This is a genomic window from Massiliimalia massiliensis, assembly GCF_900155615.1.
In the GTDB taxonomy this organism is placed as follows: domain Bacteria; phylum Bacillota; class Clostridia; order Oscillospirales; family Ruminococcaceae; genus Massiliimalia; species Massiliimalia massiliensis.
Genome location: NZ_FUHT01000003.1, coordinates 337078 through 349141, shown reverse-complemented (window position 1 = coordinate 349141; position 12064 = coordinate 337078). Strand labels below are relative to the sequence as shown.

The following is a 12064-nucleotide window of genomic DNA, read 5'->3' as shown; positions in this document are numbered from 1 at the left end:
AAATCCGAATGTGGTTCAAAACAGAAAGCTAAGCTTCTATTTTTTTCCTGTATATCCGTGATGGCGCAAAAGCTTCGAGATGGTGCGCCGCATATTCTGGCGCTCCACAATCATATCAACAAACCCATGCTGCAGCAAAAATTCCGCTGACTGGAAATCGTCAGGCAAACGCTGCTTAATGGTACCCTCGATGACCCGTCTTCCGGCAAACCCGACCAATACCTTCGGTTCGGCCAGGATAATGTCGCCGATCGAGGCAAAGGACGCGGTCACACCGCCTGTCGTTGGATCGGTCAAAACGGTAATATACAATAGCCCTGCATCGGAATGACGGCCTACTGCAGCAGAGGTTTTTGCCATCTGCATCAGGGAAACGATTCCCTCCTGCATCCTGGCGCCGCCTGAAGCCGTAAATATTACCACTGGCAGGCCTTTCTCTGTCGCACGCTCAAAGGCCCTGGCGATTTTTTCTCCCACGACGCTTCCCATGGAAGCCATCATGAAGCGGGAATCCATCACTGCAACCACACAGGGCTTTGTTTTAATGGTACACTCTCCGGTCACGATTGCGTCTCTCAGCCCGGTTTTTTTCTGCAGCGCTTCAATTTTTTGTTCATAGCTGTCAAATGAAATCGGGTTAGCGCTCTCCATCTCCGCGTCATATTCTACAAAGCTTCCCTTATCAATGGTGATATTCAGCCGTTCTCTGGCAGTCAGCCTTGCATGATAGTTACATTCTGAGCAGACCTTATTTGCCCCGACAAAGTCCTCCATGAACATGACATGGCCGCAGCGCGGGCACTTAAAGAGAAGGTCTGACGGAATGGAAACCTTGCTTTTTTTGCTGTGCTCCGGGTCAGTGTCAAAACGCGACTTGACCGTCTTAAACAAATCCTCCAGCAAGGGTACTCCCTCCTTTTATGATAGAGCCGGACAGGCTATAATTCCCCGTCCGCCATCTTTCTTTCTAAAAATCCATTGTCAAAATCCGCCGCCGCAAAATCAGGGTCGCGCAGGATGGACAGCTGGAAATCGATATTGGTATCGACCCCTTCCACCAAAAATTCAGCGAGCGCCCATTTCATCTTTTTGATCGCCGTCTTCCGATCCTTCGCGTAGACGATCAGCTTGGCAATCATGCTGTCATAATACGGCGTGATTTCATAGCCCTGGTAAACCGCGCTGTCAATCCTTACTCCCGGTCCGCCCGGAAGGTTCAGGGATTTGATTTTGCCCGGCGACGGCCGGAAATTCAGCGCGGGGTTTTCTGCGTTAATTCTACACTCTATTGCATGCCCTGTCAAGTGGATTTCGTCCTGCGTATAGGAAAGTTTTTTGCCCTGAGCAATTAAAAGCTGTTCCTGCACCAGATCGACTCCGGTTACAAGCTCTGTAATCGGATGCTCCACCTGAATCCGGGTGTTCATCTCCATGAAGTAAAAATCCCCCCGGGCGTCGAGCAAAAATTCAATGGTTCCGGCATTTTCATAGCCGCATGCCTTTGCGGCTTTCACCGCCGCCTCTCCCATTTTTGCCCGAAGCTGCGGCGTCATCACGACACAGGGTGCTTCCTCCAGCACCTTTTGGTTTCTCCTCTGCACCGAGCAGTCCCGCTCTCCAAGATAGATCACATTTCCAAAGCTGTCAGCCAAAACCTGCACCTCTACATGGCGCGGGTTAAGGATAAATTTTTCCAGATAGACGCCGGCGTTTCCAAAGAAATTCAGCGCTTCCTGTTTTGCCGCAGTAATCTGGCTCTCCAGCTCCTGTTCGGAGTCAACCCGCCTGATTCCGCGTCCGCCGCCGCCGGCAGAAGCTTTGACCAGCACTGGATAGCCGATTTCGCGCGCCAGGCGCTTTGCCTTCTCGACATCCGAAATCTCGCCGTCCGATCCCGGGATTACCGGTACGCCGGCAGCCCTCATCGTCTCTTTCGCCTGCGCTTTGTCGCCCATCATCTCGATAGCCTCATAGCTTGGCCCGATAAATTTCACTCCGCACCGAGTACAGGTTCGTGCAAAATTCGCATTTTCTGATAAAAAGCCGAAACCCGGATGGACCGCATCCGCGCCCGTCAAATCACAGGCAGAGAGGATCGCCGGGATATTCAGATAGCTGTCCTTCGTTGCAGCCGGCCCAATGCAGACCGCTTCATCCGCCAGCTTTACATGCAGCGCGCCGCGGTCAGCCGTAGAGTAAACCGCCACGGTCGGAATTCCAAGCTCCCGGCACGCGCGAATAATTCGAACCGCGATTTCACCGCGGTTGGCAATCAATACTTTATCAAACATGACCATAACCCTTTGCTTTCTGGTACAGGCTATTGATCCTGCACACAGTTATTTTCAGGCGGGCAACGCGCTGTAAAGCACAGGGCGCTGCTCCGCCTGCCCTTCTCTATTCCCCGATGGCAAAGGTGATTTCTGCGCTGCAAACCCGCTTGTCACCGACATAGGCCGTCGCCTTGCCAACACCAATCGACCTGCGCGCCTTGATAATCTCCACTTCCAGCGTCAGGGTGTCGCCCGGCTTTACCACTCCGCGAAATTTTGCTTTGTCAATCCCGGCAAAAAAGGCAATTTTCCCTTTGTTTTCCGGTACGGACAAAGCGCAGACCGCACCTGCCTGAGCCAGCATTTCGATGGTCAGCACGCCCGGTTGAACCGGCTGGCCCGGGAAATGGCCTTTAAACCAATATTCGTCCTCTTTGAGGTGCTTTCTCGCAACCACCCGTACACCCGGTTCCATTTCCAATACCTCGTCGATCAGCAAAAACGGGTCGCGGTGCGGAATGATTTCTTTGATCTGTTCCTGATTCAGTAACGGCATTTTCTTACACATTCCTTTCTGTAAAGCTGAGGTCAGAACACTTCCCCCATATCGGGACATTTCATGTTCCTCAGCGTTACCGGATTACCATAATCGGCTGTCCGTATTCCACTGGAGCGCCGTCCTCCACAAGGATTTCAGCTACCTCTCCGTCATATTCGCTCTGAATTTCATTCATCAGCTTCATCGATTCAATAATAAACAGCACATCGCCCTTTTTCACCTGCTTGCCGACAGCGACAAACGGTTCCTTGTCCGGGGCTGGAGAGCTGTAGAAGGTGCCTACAATCGGCGCCTCCATTACATTTCCGGAATACCGTGCATTGGCTTCTTCTGTCGGCTGGACAGAAGCGGAGGCGGCAGCAACGGCCGCAACAGGCGCCTCCGTTCCTGCAGTGGAGGTACAAACAAGCTCCTGGCGTTTCGCACTCAGGTTTAGCTTAAAGTCCCCGTCCTCCAGCACCAGCTTGCCAAGGCCAGTCCGTTCCATCTGTTCCATCAGTTTTGTGATTTCAGCCACGCTTAATTTCATTTCACCCATGGTATAAGCCTTTCCTTTCCTGTGCGGCACTGCGTTCAAGCTGCCAGGCCGCAGACAAGATCTCCTATTTTTTATTCTGCGTATTTTTTCAGGCAGAGGGTGGCATTATGCCCGCCAAACCCAAGAGAGTTGGAAAGCGCCACATGAATCTCGGCGTCCTTCCCCCCGTCTGTCATATTATTCAGGTCGCATTCTTCATCATACTCCTGGAATCCGGCTGTCCCTGGGACAAAGCCTTCCTCCAGTGATTTTGCGCAGATAATTGCTTCCACCGCGCCTGCCGCACCCAATAGGTGGCCTGTCAGTGCCTTCGTGGAGCTTACCATTACGTCCTTTGCCGCATCGCCAAGGGCGAGCTTAATCGCTTTGGTTTCATATTTATCATTCAGCGGCGTAGAGGTTCCGTGCGCGTTGATATAATCCACATCCTCCGCTTTCAATCCGGCTTCCTCCAAGGCAAGCTGCATCCCTTTCCCTGCACCCAAGCCTTCCGGATCAGGGCTGGTGATATGATATGCGTCCCCGGTTGCGCCGTAGCCAACGATTTCCGCATAAATTTTCGCGCCGCGCGCTTTGGCATGCTCAAGCTCCTCCAAAATCAAAATTCCGCCGCCTTCGCCCATAATAAAGCCGTCCCGGTCCTTGTCAAACGGAATCGAAGCGCGATCCGGGTTGTCCGAATGGGAAAGCGCTTTCATGTTATTAAAGCCGGCAATCGCAAATTCACTGATTGCCGCTTCCGAGCCGCCGGTCACACAGGCATCCAAATAACCATGTTTAATATTGCGGAACGCTTCCCCAACCGCATGAGCCGAGGTCGCGCAGGCAGTTACAGGGGCAAAATTTGCGCCCTTAAAGCCAGTTTTAATAGCAATTGTTCCAGCCGCCATATTGGAAATCATCATCGGAATATAAAACGGAGACACTCTGTTTCCGCCCTTTTCCAGAAATTTCGCATGTTCTGCCTCCGTGGTTCCGAAGCCGCCGATTCCAGAGCCGACAATCACCCCGATACGGAACGGATCCAGATCCTTAAAATCGCTCCCGCAATCTTCCAGCGCCTGTCTTGCCGCCTCCATTGCATACTGAGTATAGAGGTCTGTTCTCCTCAATTCTTTTTTTTCAAAAGCCTTCAGCGGATCAAAATCCTTAACCTCTGCCGCCACTTTTACGTCTGAATCAGAGGCGTCGAATTTTGAGATAAATGAAATGCCGTGTTTCCCAGCCCTTACATTGTCCCAGGCGGTTGCAATGTCATTCCCAATCGGGCTGACAATTCCCATCCCTGTGATAACTACTCTGTTCATGGTACTTTCTCCTTTTCGTAACTTTCTGATCAATAACGCTTTGCGCTTTCTATGTTACATCTGCATGGCCCCGTCAATGACAATGACCTGACCGGAAACATAGCTTGCATCGTCTGAGGCCAGGAAGGAAACCACACTTGCAACCTCCTCCGGCTTTCCAAACCGTCTGAGCGCAACTGCCTCCATGCATCTTGCCTTGACCTTTTCATCCAGCACATCGGTCATCGGGGTCTCGATAAAGCCCGGCGCAATGGCATTTGCAGTAATCCCGCGCGGGCCAAGCTCCTTGGCGGTGGTCAGGGTCATTCCAACAATTCCCGCCTTGCTCGCGGAATAGTTAAACTGTCCCGGATTGCCATACAGACCTGCAACAGAAGAGACGTTGATGATCCGCCCGCTTCTCTGCTTCATCATCACCGCGCCGACATGGCGGGTCATATTGAATACGCTTTTATAGTTTACGTTGGTCACCATGTCAAACTGCGCTTCGCTCATCCGCACCAACAGTCCGTCCTTGGTAATTCCCGCATTGTTTATCAGTACGTCAATGGTTCCGAAATGTTCCTTGACCGCCGCAACCATCTCCTTGCACGCCTCAAAGCTGGAGACATCTGCAATAAAGCATTCCGCCTTCACTCCCAGCGCCTCGCATTCTGCCTTCACCTGGCGTCCGCCGTTTTCAATCTCGACCTCGCCGCGGCAGTTTATCGCGATATTAAAGCCGTCCTTTGCCAGCCGGAGTGCCATCGCAGCACCCAGTCCCTGAGAAGCGCCGGTAATCAGCGCTGTTTTTCTTTCGCTCATATCATCATTCCTTTCAAAGCAAGGTAAAACCCTGTAGTTCGTTTTATTCCCATTCAAAGATCGACGCACCGTAGGTCAGTCCCGCGCCAAAGCCCACCAGGCAAATTTTATCACCCTTATGGAGCCGCCCCTGATGGGAAAGCTGAGCCAGTGCCAGCGGGATGCAGGCGCTTGAGATATTCCCAAACTCCTGGATATTGACATAAAAGCGTTCCTTTGGGAGCTTCAGCCGTTTAATGGCAGTATTGACAATCCGCACATTAGCCTGATGCGGGATAATCATATCAATTTCAGAAACACCGATTCCTGCTTTTTGAGCCGCAATTTCTACTGCCTCCGGCATCGCTGCTGTCGCAAATTTATAAACCTCGTTCCCCGCCATCTGCATAAAATAGTCCGGCGCGGCGTTCATTTCATCGTTTCCCCAGTCAAATTCATTCTTGCCAAACGGGTTATTCGGAGCAGGAAGCTTGGTGAAGATCTTGTCCGCGCCCTGCGGCTTCCCCTTCAAAGCGCAGGAATACATCCCCTCGCCCTTCCTGACAATCGTAGCGCCGGCCCCATCTCCAAAGAGCACACAGGTGCTTCGGTCGGAATAATCCACCATTCTTGTGATGATTTCTGAAGAAACAATCAGAATGGTTTCAAATTCTCCGCTCTCCAGGTAATGTTTTGCGACATCCAGCGCAAAAACATATCCGGCGCACGCGGCGTTTAAATCCATTCCGGCCGCCGATTCAATCCCCAGCTCCTTTCCAACCAGGCAGGCGAGCGACGGGGTCAGGCAGTCCGGCGTTACAGTGGTAGCGATGATCATGTCGATCTCCTGCGGGTCAATTCCCGCTTCCTCCACCGCTTCCTTTGCCGCAGCCGCGCCCATCTGGAAATTCAGGGTGCCGTTGGTAATATGACGGGTTTTAATCCCTGTACGGGTGGTAATCCATTCGTCGCTGGTATCGACGATCCTTGCGAAATCCTCATTTCCCGCGATAACATCCGGGACAAACATCCCAGTGCCGATGATATTGATTCCCATGGCTTCAATACCTCCTATATTTGTATTTGTAGTTGCATCTATTCCCATAAATGTGGTATATTTAAAAAAGATATTGGGACAAAATGACAGCCGGACTTTTCAATTTTTGCCGCTGCCCGAAACTATATATATTACAATAGTAAAATGTTCCATTCTATTTGTCAACAAAGTTTTGTTGCTTTTGTTATAAGATGTTGGTATCTTTTTGGCTTTTGCAGTTGTTTTTATACAAATTGACCGAGATTTCCGAAGAGAAACCAAACAATTTTTAAAAGCGGTGAAAGAGGTTTTTCTCTTATGCTGCTGCCGTTTCAAGAAGAAAGGATGAAAATTAAAATGTCAAAAAATATTTTTCTTTTTTCAGGACAAGGCTCCCAATATCCGGGTATGGGGAAGGAGCTTTTAGCGCTTTACCCAACTGCCGAAGCGATCTATGAATGCGCAGGCGACGTGCTCGGTATGGATCTGAAAAGGCTTTGCTTTGAAGGGACAGAAGAGCAACTGGCACAGACCAAGGTTTCGCAGCCCGCTATCTTCACTACCTCTCTCGTTGCATTGGAAGCAATGAAGCAAAACGGCATTACTTTCGAGGCAGTCGCCGGACATTCACTCGGAGAGTACGCCGCGATGGTTGCGGCCGGCGTTGTCACCATGGAAGACGGCTACCGCCTGATCAAACATCGTGCAGCCGCCATGCAGGAATGCGCAGAACAGCAGGACGGCGCGATGTGTGCAGTGCTTGGAATGGAGGCGGAGGAGATCGCAAAGGTATGCGAATCCGTGGACGGTTATGTCGTCCCGGTAAACTATAATTCCCCCGCGCAGACTGCGGTTGCCGGCGAAACCGCTGCAATCGAGCAGGCCACTGCAAAATTTGCGGAACTCGGCAAAAAATGCGTCCGGCTCGCAGTGAGCGCGGCATTCCATTCCAAACTCATGCAGCCTGCGGCAGATGCATTTCTTCCGAGCATTCAGGACATCCCCTTTTCCAAACCGACAGTGAATTTTTACTCCAACGTAACCGGTGGGGTGCTCACCGATTTCTCCGATATGCCGCATTACCTTGCAAAGCATCTGGTTTCTCCGGTCAGGTTTGTGGATGAAATGAACGGGATGAACCAGGCTGGCTTCGAATATTTTATTGAACTCGGGCCAAACAAGGTGCTGACCGGACTTGTAAAGAAAACCCTGAAAGGGTCAAACGCTTATAATGTAGAGAATGAAAAAACCTTGCAGAAGCTGCTTGAAAAAATGAATGGCTAAGGGAAGTATTTCCAAAATGGATAACATTTATTTATGCGGTTTTATGGGAGCCGGAAAAACCACTGTCGCCAAGGCGCTTGCCAAGAAAAACGGTGTTTCCTACTGCGATACGGACGACCTTATCACCACGCTTTGCGGCCTGTCAATCCCAGAGATTTTTTCTCGTTACGGGGAGGCTTATTTCCGTGAAATGGAAACGAAAGCCCTCCGCGAAACGCAAAGCCTGCCCGGCGCTGTGATTGCGACCGGCGGCGGATTGGTGTTAAACCCTAAAAACGTAGAACTCATCCGGGAATACGGAACACTCCTTTATTTGGATACTCCGTTTTCCCTCTGCTATGAACGGATTCACGGGGATCAAAACCGCCCAAATGCCGCGGCACGGACAAAAGATGAGCTTTTCGCCCTTTACCGGGAGCGGGAAGCCGTTTACCGGAAAGCAAGCTGTTTGATCATCCCCTGCGGGAATGATCTGGAAGAAACGCTCAGACGAATTGAACAGGTATTAAACAAATAAAAAGAATACGGATGGAGGCAATGCCACATGGGAATTTGCATCAACAGTATGGGATTATACGGCATGAACGCCTACCCGGTACAGGTCGAGGCAGATACCCTGCGGGCATTGCCTTCCTTTGATATTGTCGGCCTGCCGGATGCTTCAGTCAAGGAAAGCCGCGACCGCGTAAGAATCGCATTGAAAAATTGCGGGTACGAGTTTCCGGCAACAAAAATCACTGTAAATTTGGCGCCCGCAGATGTGAAAAAAAGCGGGCCGCTGTATGATGTCCCGATTTTTCTTGCCATGCTCTGCATCACCGGGCAGCTTGCCTGCGGCGACCTTTCGGATTCCGCTTTCCTGGGGGAATTATCCCTGGATGGTTCTGTCCGTCCGGTCAATGGGGTGCTCCCCATGGCGATTGAGGCAAAGAAGAATGGTACCGCTTCCCTTTTTGTGCCGCAGGAAAATGCGGCGGAGGCCTCCCTGGTAAGCGGGCTCAACGTTTACGGCGTCGAAAATGCCAGCCAGCTGATTGCCCATCTTCTCGGCCACCGGCTTTTAACCCCAACCCTGCCGGAAGCCGGCTCGGAAGAAAGCACAGACGCCTTCCTGGATTTCGCGGACGTCAAGGGGCAGACTGCCGCTAAACGCGCGCTGGAAATTGCCGCCGCAGGGAGCCATAATGCCTTGATGATCGGGCCTCCCGGTTCTGGCAAAAGTATGCTGGCAAAACGCCTGCCCTCCATCCTTCCGGATATGACCTTTGAAGAGTCTATGGAAGTGACACAGCTTTATTCGGTTGCAGGACTTTTGGGACAGGACAGTGGGCTCGTCAAAACCCGTCCATTCCGCGCTCCGCACCATACCGTTTCCCCTGCTGGGCTGTCTGGCGGCGGTTCTATCCCCCGCCCCGGCGAGGTTTCTCTCGCCCACCACGGCGTTCTGTTCCTGGACGAGCTCCCGGAATTTTCCCGCTCGGCAATGGAAATCCTGCGCCAGCCGGTAGAGGATGGAACGGTGACTATTTCTCGTGCAAGCGGCACACTGAGCTATCCCTGCTCCATCATGCTGATTGCGGCAATGAACCCATGCCCCTGCGGCTATTTTGGACATCCGACCAGGCCCTGTACCTGCACGCCGAACCAGGTAACCCGCTATCTTTCTAAGGTGTCCGGGCCTCTGCTTGACCGGCTTGACCTGCATATTGATGTCCAGCCGGTAGAATTCGAGAGTCTGTCCTCTACCCAAAAGGCCGAATCCTCCACTGAAATAAAAAAGCGGGTGGATGCGGCAAGAAAAATCCAAAACCACCGATTTGCAGGCTCAGGCATTGTCTCTAATTCTCGGATTCCGGCGGCCAAGCTGTCTGAATTCTGCCCGATGGATCTCAGCGCGCAAAAGCTGCTCAAAAGCGCGTTTGAAAAACTGGGACTTTCTGCCCGGGCTTATGACCGAATTATGAAGGTCGCGCGAACCATTGCTGACCTTGACGGGTCTGAAACGATTTCCAACGCGCATATCGCAGAGGCAATTCAATACCGAAGCCTGGACCGCAAATATTGGCAGCGCTAAAGGAGAAACAGCATCATGAACTGGACAAATTTTCTAATCGTAGGATGCGGTGGCTTTTTAGGCGCGGGCGGACGGTATGCCTGCTCCACACTGATCAACCGGGCGGCAAACCATCCATTTCCTTTCGGCACCCTGATAGTCAACATTTTCGGCGCTTTTCTGATTGGGCTGATCAGCGAGCTGTTTGCCGTCTATGCTCCTGACAAAAAGCGCCTTCTACTCTTTTTTACAACCGGCATAACCGGAGGGTTTACCACCTTTTCCACCTTCAGCCTGGAAACGCTTCAGCTCTTTGAGGGCGGGAAGGCTGGGTTGGGCATGCTCAATATCCTGCTCAGCCTCATCTGCTGTCTCGCCGGGGTATTTCTCGGAAAGCTCCTAGTACGGCAGATCGTCCTCTCCTAGCTGATGCTGTGAGAATCAAATAGAAAGAAGGCTAATGAAATGGATCAAAAAGTCGTTCTGCTCCTGGTCGACGGATTGCGCCCGGATGCGCTGACCGCCTGCGGCAACCCATTTATAGAGGAACTGACCCGCAGATGCAGCTATACGCTGGAGGCCAAAACAGTGACTCCGTCCGTTACACTCCCCTGTCATATGTCCCTGTTTCACAGCGTTACGCCGGAACGCCACGGGATCACCACCAACGTCTATACCCCGCAGGTCCGCCCAATTACAGGATTAGCCGACCAGTTAGCCCTTTTTGAAAAAAAGGCAGCCTTCTTCTATACCTGGGAAGAGCTGCGGGATATCGCGCGCCCTGCCTCCCTCAATTACAGTCTGATGATAAATCACGAGAAGGAACCGGGTACAGACCGGAAAATTACCGATGCCGCCATTCCCTACCTCATTACTGAACAGCCTGATTTTTTATTCCTTTATCTAGGGGAAACGGATGCATTCGGACATGACTGCGGCTGGATGAGCGAGCAGCAGCTTTCCTGTGTCAGCCGGGCGGTTGACTGTATCCACGATGTCATGGACGCTCTGCCGGCCGGCTATCAGCTTATCCTTACTGCCGACCACGGCGGGCATGACCGGCATCATGGCGCTGGAACGCGGGAGGATACCACAACGCCCCTGTTCTGCTATGGAAACGCTTTTCCGGCAGGAAAACTACTTGGTCATCCTTCTATCCTCGACCTTGCCCCAACCGTCGCTAAGCTTTGCGGCGTCCCGCCTGTCCGCCAATGGGACGGTCATTCCCTGATATAACAGTCTCAAGCTTTCTGCTTGTCATAATTTTGATGAAAGTCTTGGTGATCACCATCGAACAGGAAAAAATTTTACTTGATACTGATATTGGCGGAGACATTGATGATGCAATCTGCTTGTCCTATCTGCTGAGAGAGCCACGCTGTGAGCTCTTGGGTATCACTTCTGTTGGCGGAGACGCGATTCGGCGCGCTATGGTTGCTTCCGCGCTCTGTACGGCCGCCGGCCGAAAGGATATTCCTATTTTTCCCGGAAGAAGCATGCCGCTTGTCCCAATCCCAGTTTATCCGCTCCCAGAGGGTGCAGGAGAACTGGAAAACTGGCCGCATCAGGTTTATTTTGAAGAAAACCGCGCGGTGGAATTCTTGCGGGATACGATTCTGTCACATCCGCATCAGGTGAATCTTCTCGCGATTGGGAACATGACAAATATCGCCCTGTTGTTCCAGCAATATCCGCAATGTGTGGAGCTCCTGAAGGGATTCTATGCCATGAACGGGTACTTCGGCTCGGAACCGCTTCCCCACCCACTCTACAACTGGAATTCTTGGTCGGATCCACTTGCCTCTGAAATCGTGTTCAAGACTGCGCCAAAGGTGCATCGGGTCTTTTCGCAGGAAATCACCCGCACCCTGACGATCGATTCTTCTGAAGCCTCTGCCCTGTTTTTTCCGGCATCCCGGCTGACGGATTGCCTTCTTGCTTTCGGCGGTTCTTGGCTTCAAAGCAGCGGGGAGTTAACCATGCATGATCCGCTGGCCGCCGTCGGTATCTTTTATCCGAGTCTCTGTACCTACCGCCGCGGAGTAGTGACAGTCGAGACAGAGCAGGAAGAACGTATGGGTGCGACGACATTTACTCCGTGCGGGAAAGGAAACGTTGAAATTACGGATTCGGTTTCCAGAGAGAATTTCTATGACCTGCTCTTTTCTACAATCAACGGTAAACAGAACCTATAAGCGGTTTTCCATTGGAGGAAAGAGCGGTCATTACAG

The 12064-nt window shown here is 51.8% G+C and carries 13 protein-coding genes; 6 read left to right on the top strand and 7 right to left on the bottom strand.

Annotated features, from left to right (window positions below):
* Nucleotides 1-36: 36 nt before the first annotated feature.
* The 7 genes from accD to CZ360_RS05665 form a co-directional block, all read right to left on the bottom strand.
* Nucleotides 37-903, bottom strand: coding sequence for an acetyl-CoA carboxylase, carboxyltransferase subunit beta (gene accD, locus CZ360_RS05695; protein ID WP_077533228.1), 867 nt, complete (start codon nucleotides 901-903; stop codon nucleotides 37-39).
* 35 nt (nucleotides 904-938) lie between these two features.
* On the bottom strand, nucleotides 939-2291 hold the full coding sequence (locus CZ360_RS05690) for an acetyl-CoA carboxylase biotin carboxylase subunit (RefSeq protein ID WP_077533227.1): 1353 nt from the start codon (nucleotides 2289-2291) through the stop codon (nucleotides 939-941).
* Between the two features lie 106 nt (nucleotides 2292-2397).
* Entirely contained in the window at nucleotides 2398-2829 is a 432-nt protein-coding gene (fabZ, locus tag CZ360_RS05685) for a 3-hydroxyacyl-ACP dehydratase FabZ (protein ID WP_077533226.1), read from the bottom strand.
* A 76-nt stretch (nucleotides 2830-2905) separates the two neighbouring features.
* Complete coding sequence (gene accB / locus CZ360_RS05680; protein ID WP_229407999.1) at nucleotides 2906-3370, bottom strand: acetyl-CoA carboxylase biotin carboxyl carrier protein; 465 nt, start codon at nucleotides 3368-3370, stop codon at nucleotides 2906-2908.
* Nucleotides 3371-3441: 71 nt separating this feature from the next.
* Nucleotides 3442-4677: a beta-ketoacyl-ACP synthase II gene (gene fabF, locus CZ360_RS05675; RefSeq protein WP_077533225.1), complete on the bottom strand. Its 1236-nt coding sequence runs from the start codon at nucleotides 4675-4677 to the stop codon at nucleotides 3442-3444.
* Nucleotides 4678-4731: 54 nt separating this feature from the next.
* Nucleotides 4732-5481: a 3-oxoacyl-[acyl-carrier-protein] reductase gene (fabG, locus tag CZ360_RS05670; RefSeq protein WP_077533224.1), complete on the bottom strand. Its 750-nt coding sequence runs from the start codon at nucleotides 5479-5481 to the stop codon at nucleotides 4732-4734.
* A gap of 43 nt (nucleotides 5482-5524) precedes the next feature.
* On the bottom strand, nucleotides 5525-6517 hold the full coding sequence (locus CZ360_RS05665; protein ID WP_077533223.1) for a 3-oxoacyl-ACP synthase III family protein: 993 nt from the start codon (nucleotides 6515-6517) through the stop codon (nucleotides 5525-5527).
* 336 nt (nucleotides 6518-6853) lie between these two features.
* On the opposite strand from CZ360_RS05665, the gene fabD reads away from it, so the two are divergent.
* Genes fabD through CZ360_RS05635 form a run of 6 tightly spaced genes read left to right on the top strand, consistent with a single transcriptional unit; the run spans nucleotide 6854 to nucleotide 12028 of the window.
* The gene (gene fabD, locus CZ360_RS05660) at nucleotides 6854-7780 is read left to right on the top strand and encodes an ACP S-malonyltransferase (RefSeq protein ID WP_077533772.1); all 927 of its coding nucleotides are present in this window, start codon (nucleotides 6854-6856) and stop codon (nucleotides 7778-7780) included.
* Nucleotides 7781-7796: 16 nt separating this feature from the next.
* Nucleotides 7797-8297 (top strand): shikimate kinase, encoded by a 501-nt coding sequence (locus CZ360_RS05655; protein ID WP_077533771.1) that lies wholly within the window; start codon nucleotides 7797-7799, stop codon nucleotides 8295-8297.
* A 27-nt stretch (nucleotides 8298-8324) separates the two neighbouring features.
* Nucleotides 8325-9854 carry a YifB family Mg chelatase-like AAA ATPase gene (locus CZ360_RS05650; protein WP_077533222.1) on the top strand — a complete coding sequence of 510 codons (1530 nt, stop codon included), beginning with the start codon at nucleotides 8325-8327 and terminating at the stop codon, nucleotides 9852-9854.
* Between the two features lie 15 nt (nucleotides 9855-9869).
* Nucleotides 9870-10259, top strand: coding sequence for a fluoride efflux transporter CrcB (crcB, locus tag CZ360_RS05645; protein WP_077533221.1), 390 nt, complete (start codon nucleotides 9870-9872; stop codon nucleotides 10257-10259).
* Nucleotides 10260-10298: 39 nt separating this feature from the next.
* Complete coding sequence (locus CZ360_RS05640; RefSeq protein WP_077533220.1) at nucleotides 10299-11069, top strand: alkaline phosphatase family protein; 771 nt, start codon at nucleotides 10299-10301, stop codon at nucleotides 11067-11069.
* 44 nt (nucleotides 11070-11113) lie between these two features.
* Nucleotides 11114-12028 (top strand): nucleoside hydrolase, encoded by a 915-nt coding sequence (locus CZ360_RS05635; RefSeq protein ID WP_229408028.1) that lies wholly within the window; start codon nucleotides 11114-11116, stop codon nucleotides 12026-12028.
* Nucleotides 12029-12064 lie beyond the last annotated feature (36 nt).

Coding starts and splice junctions, on each gene's coding strand:
- CZ360_RS05655 (WP_077533771.1), top strand. CDS start 7,797: ATGGATAACATTTATTTATGCGGTTTTATGGGAGCCGGAAAAACCACT.
- CZ360_RS05690 (WP_077533227.1), bottom strand. CDS start 2,291: ATGTTTGATAAAGTATTGATTGCCAACCGCGGTGAAATCGCGGTTCGA.
- crcB (WP_077533221.1), top strand. CDS start 9,870: ATGAACTGGACAAATTTTCTAATCGTAGGATGCGGTGGCTTTTTAGGC.
- fabD (WP_077533772.1), top strand. CDS start 6,854: ATGTCAAAAAATATTTTTCTTTTTTCAGGACAAGGCTCCCAATATCCG.
- fabZ (WP_077533226.1), bottom strand. CDS start 2,829: ATGCCGTTACTGAATCAGGAACAGATCAAAGAAATCATTCCGCACCGC.
- fabG (WP_077533224.1), bottom strand. CDS start 5,481: ATGAGCGAAAGAAAAACAGCGCTGATTACCGGCGCTTCTCAGGGACTG.
- CZ360_RS05665 (WP_077533223.1), bottom strand. CDS start 6,517: ATGGGAATCAATATCATCGGCACTGGGATGTTTGTCCCGGATGTTATC.
- CZ360_RS05640 (WP_077533220.1), top strand. CDS start 10,299: ATGGATCAAAAAGTCGTTCTGCTCCTGGTCGACGGATTGCGCCCGGAT.
- fabF (WP_077533225.1), bottom strand. CDS start 4,677: ATGAACAGAGTAGTTATCACAGGGATGGGAATTGTCAGCCCGATTGGG.
- CZ360_RS05650 (WP_077533222.1), top strand. CDS start 8,325: ATGGGAATTTGCATCAACAGTATGGGATTATACGGCATGAACGCCTAC.
- accB (WP_229407999.1), bottom strand. CDS start 3,370: ATGGGTGAAATGAAATTAAGCGTGGCTGAAATCACAAAACTGATGGAA.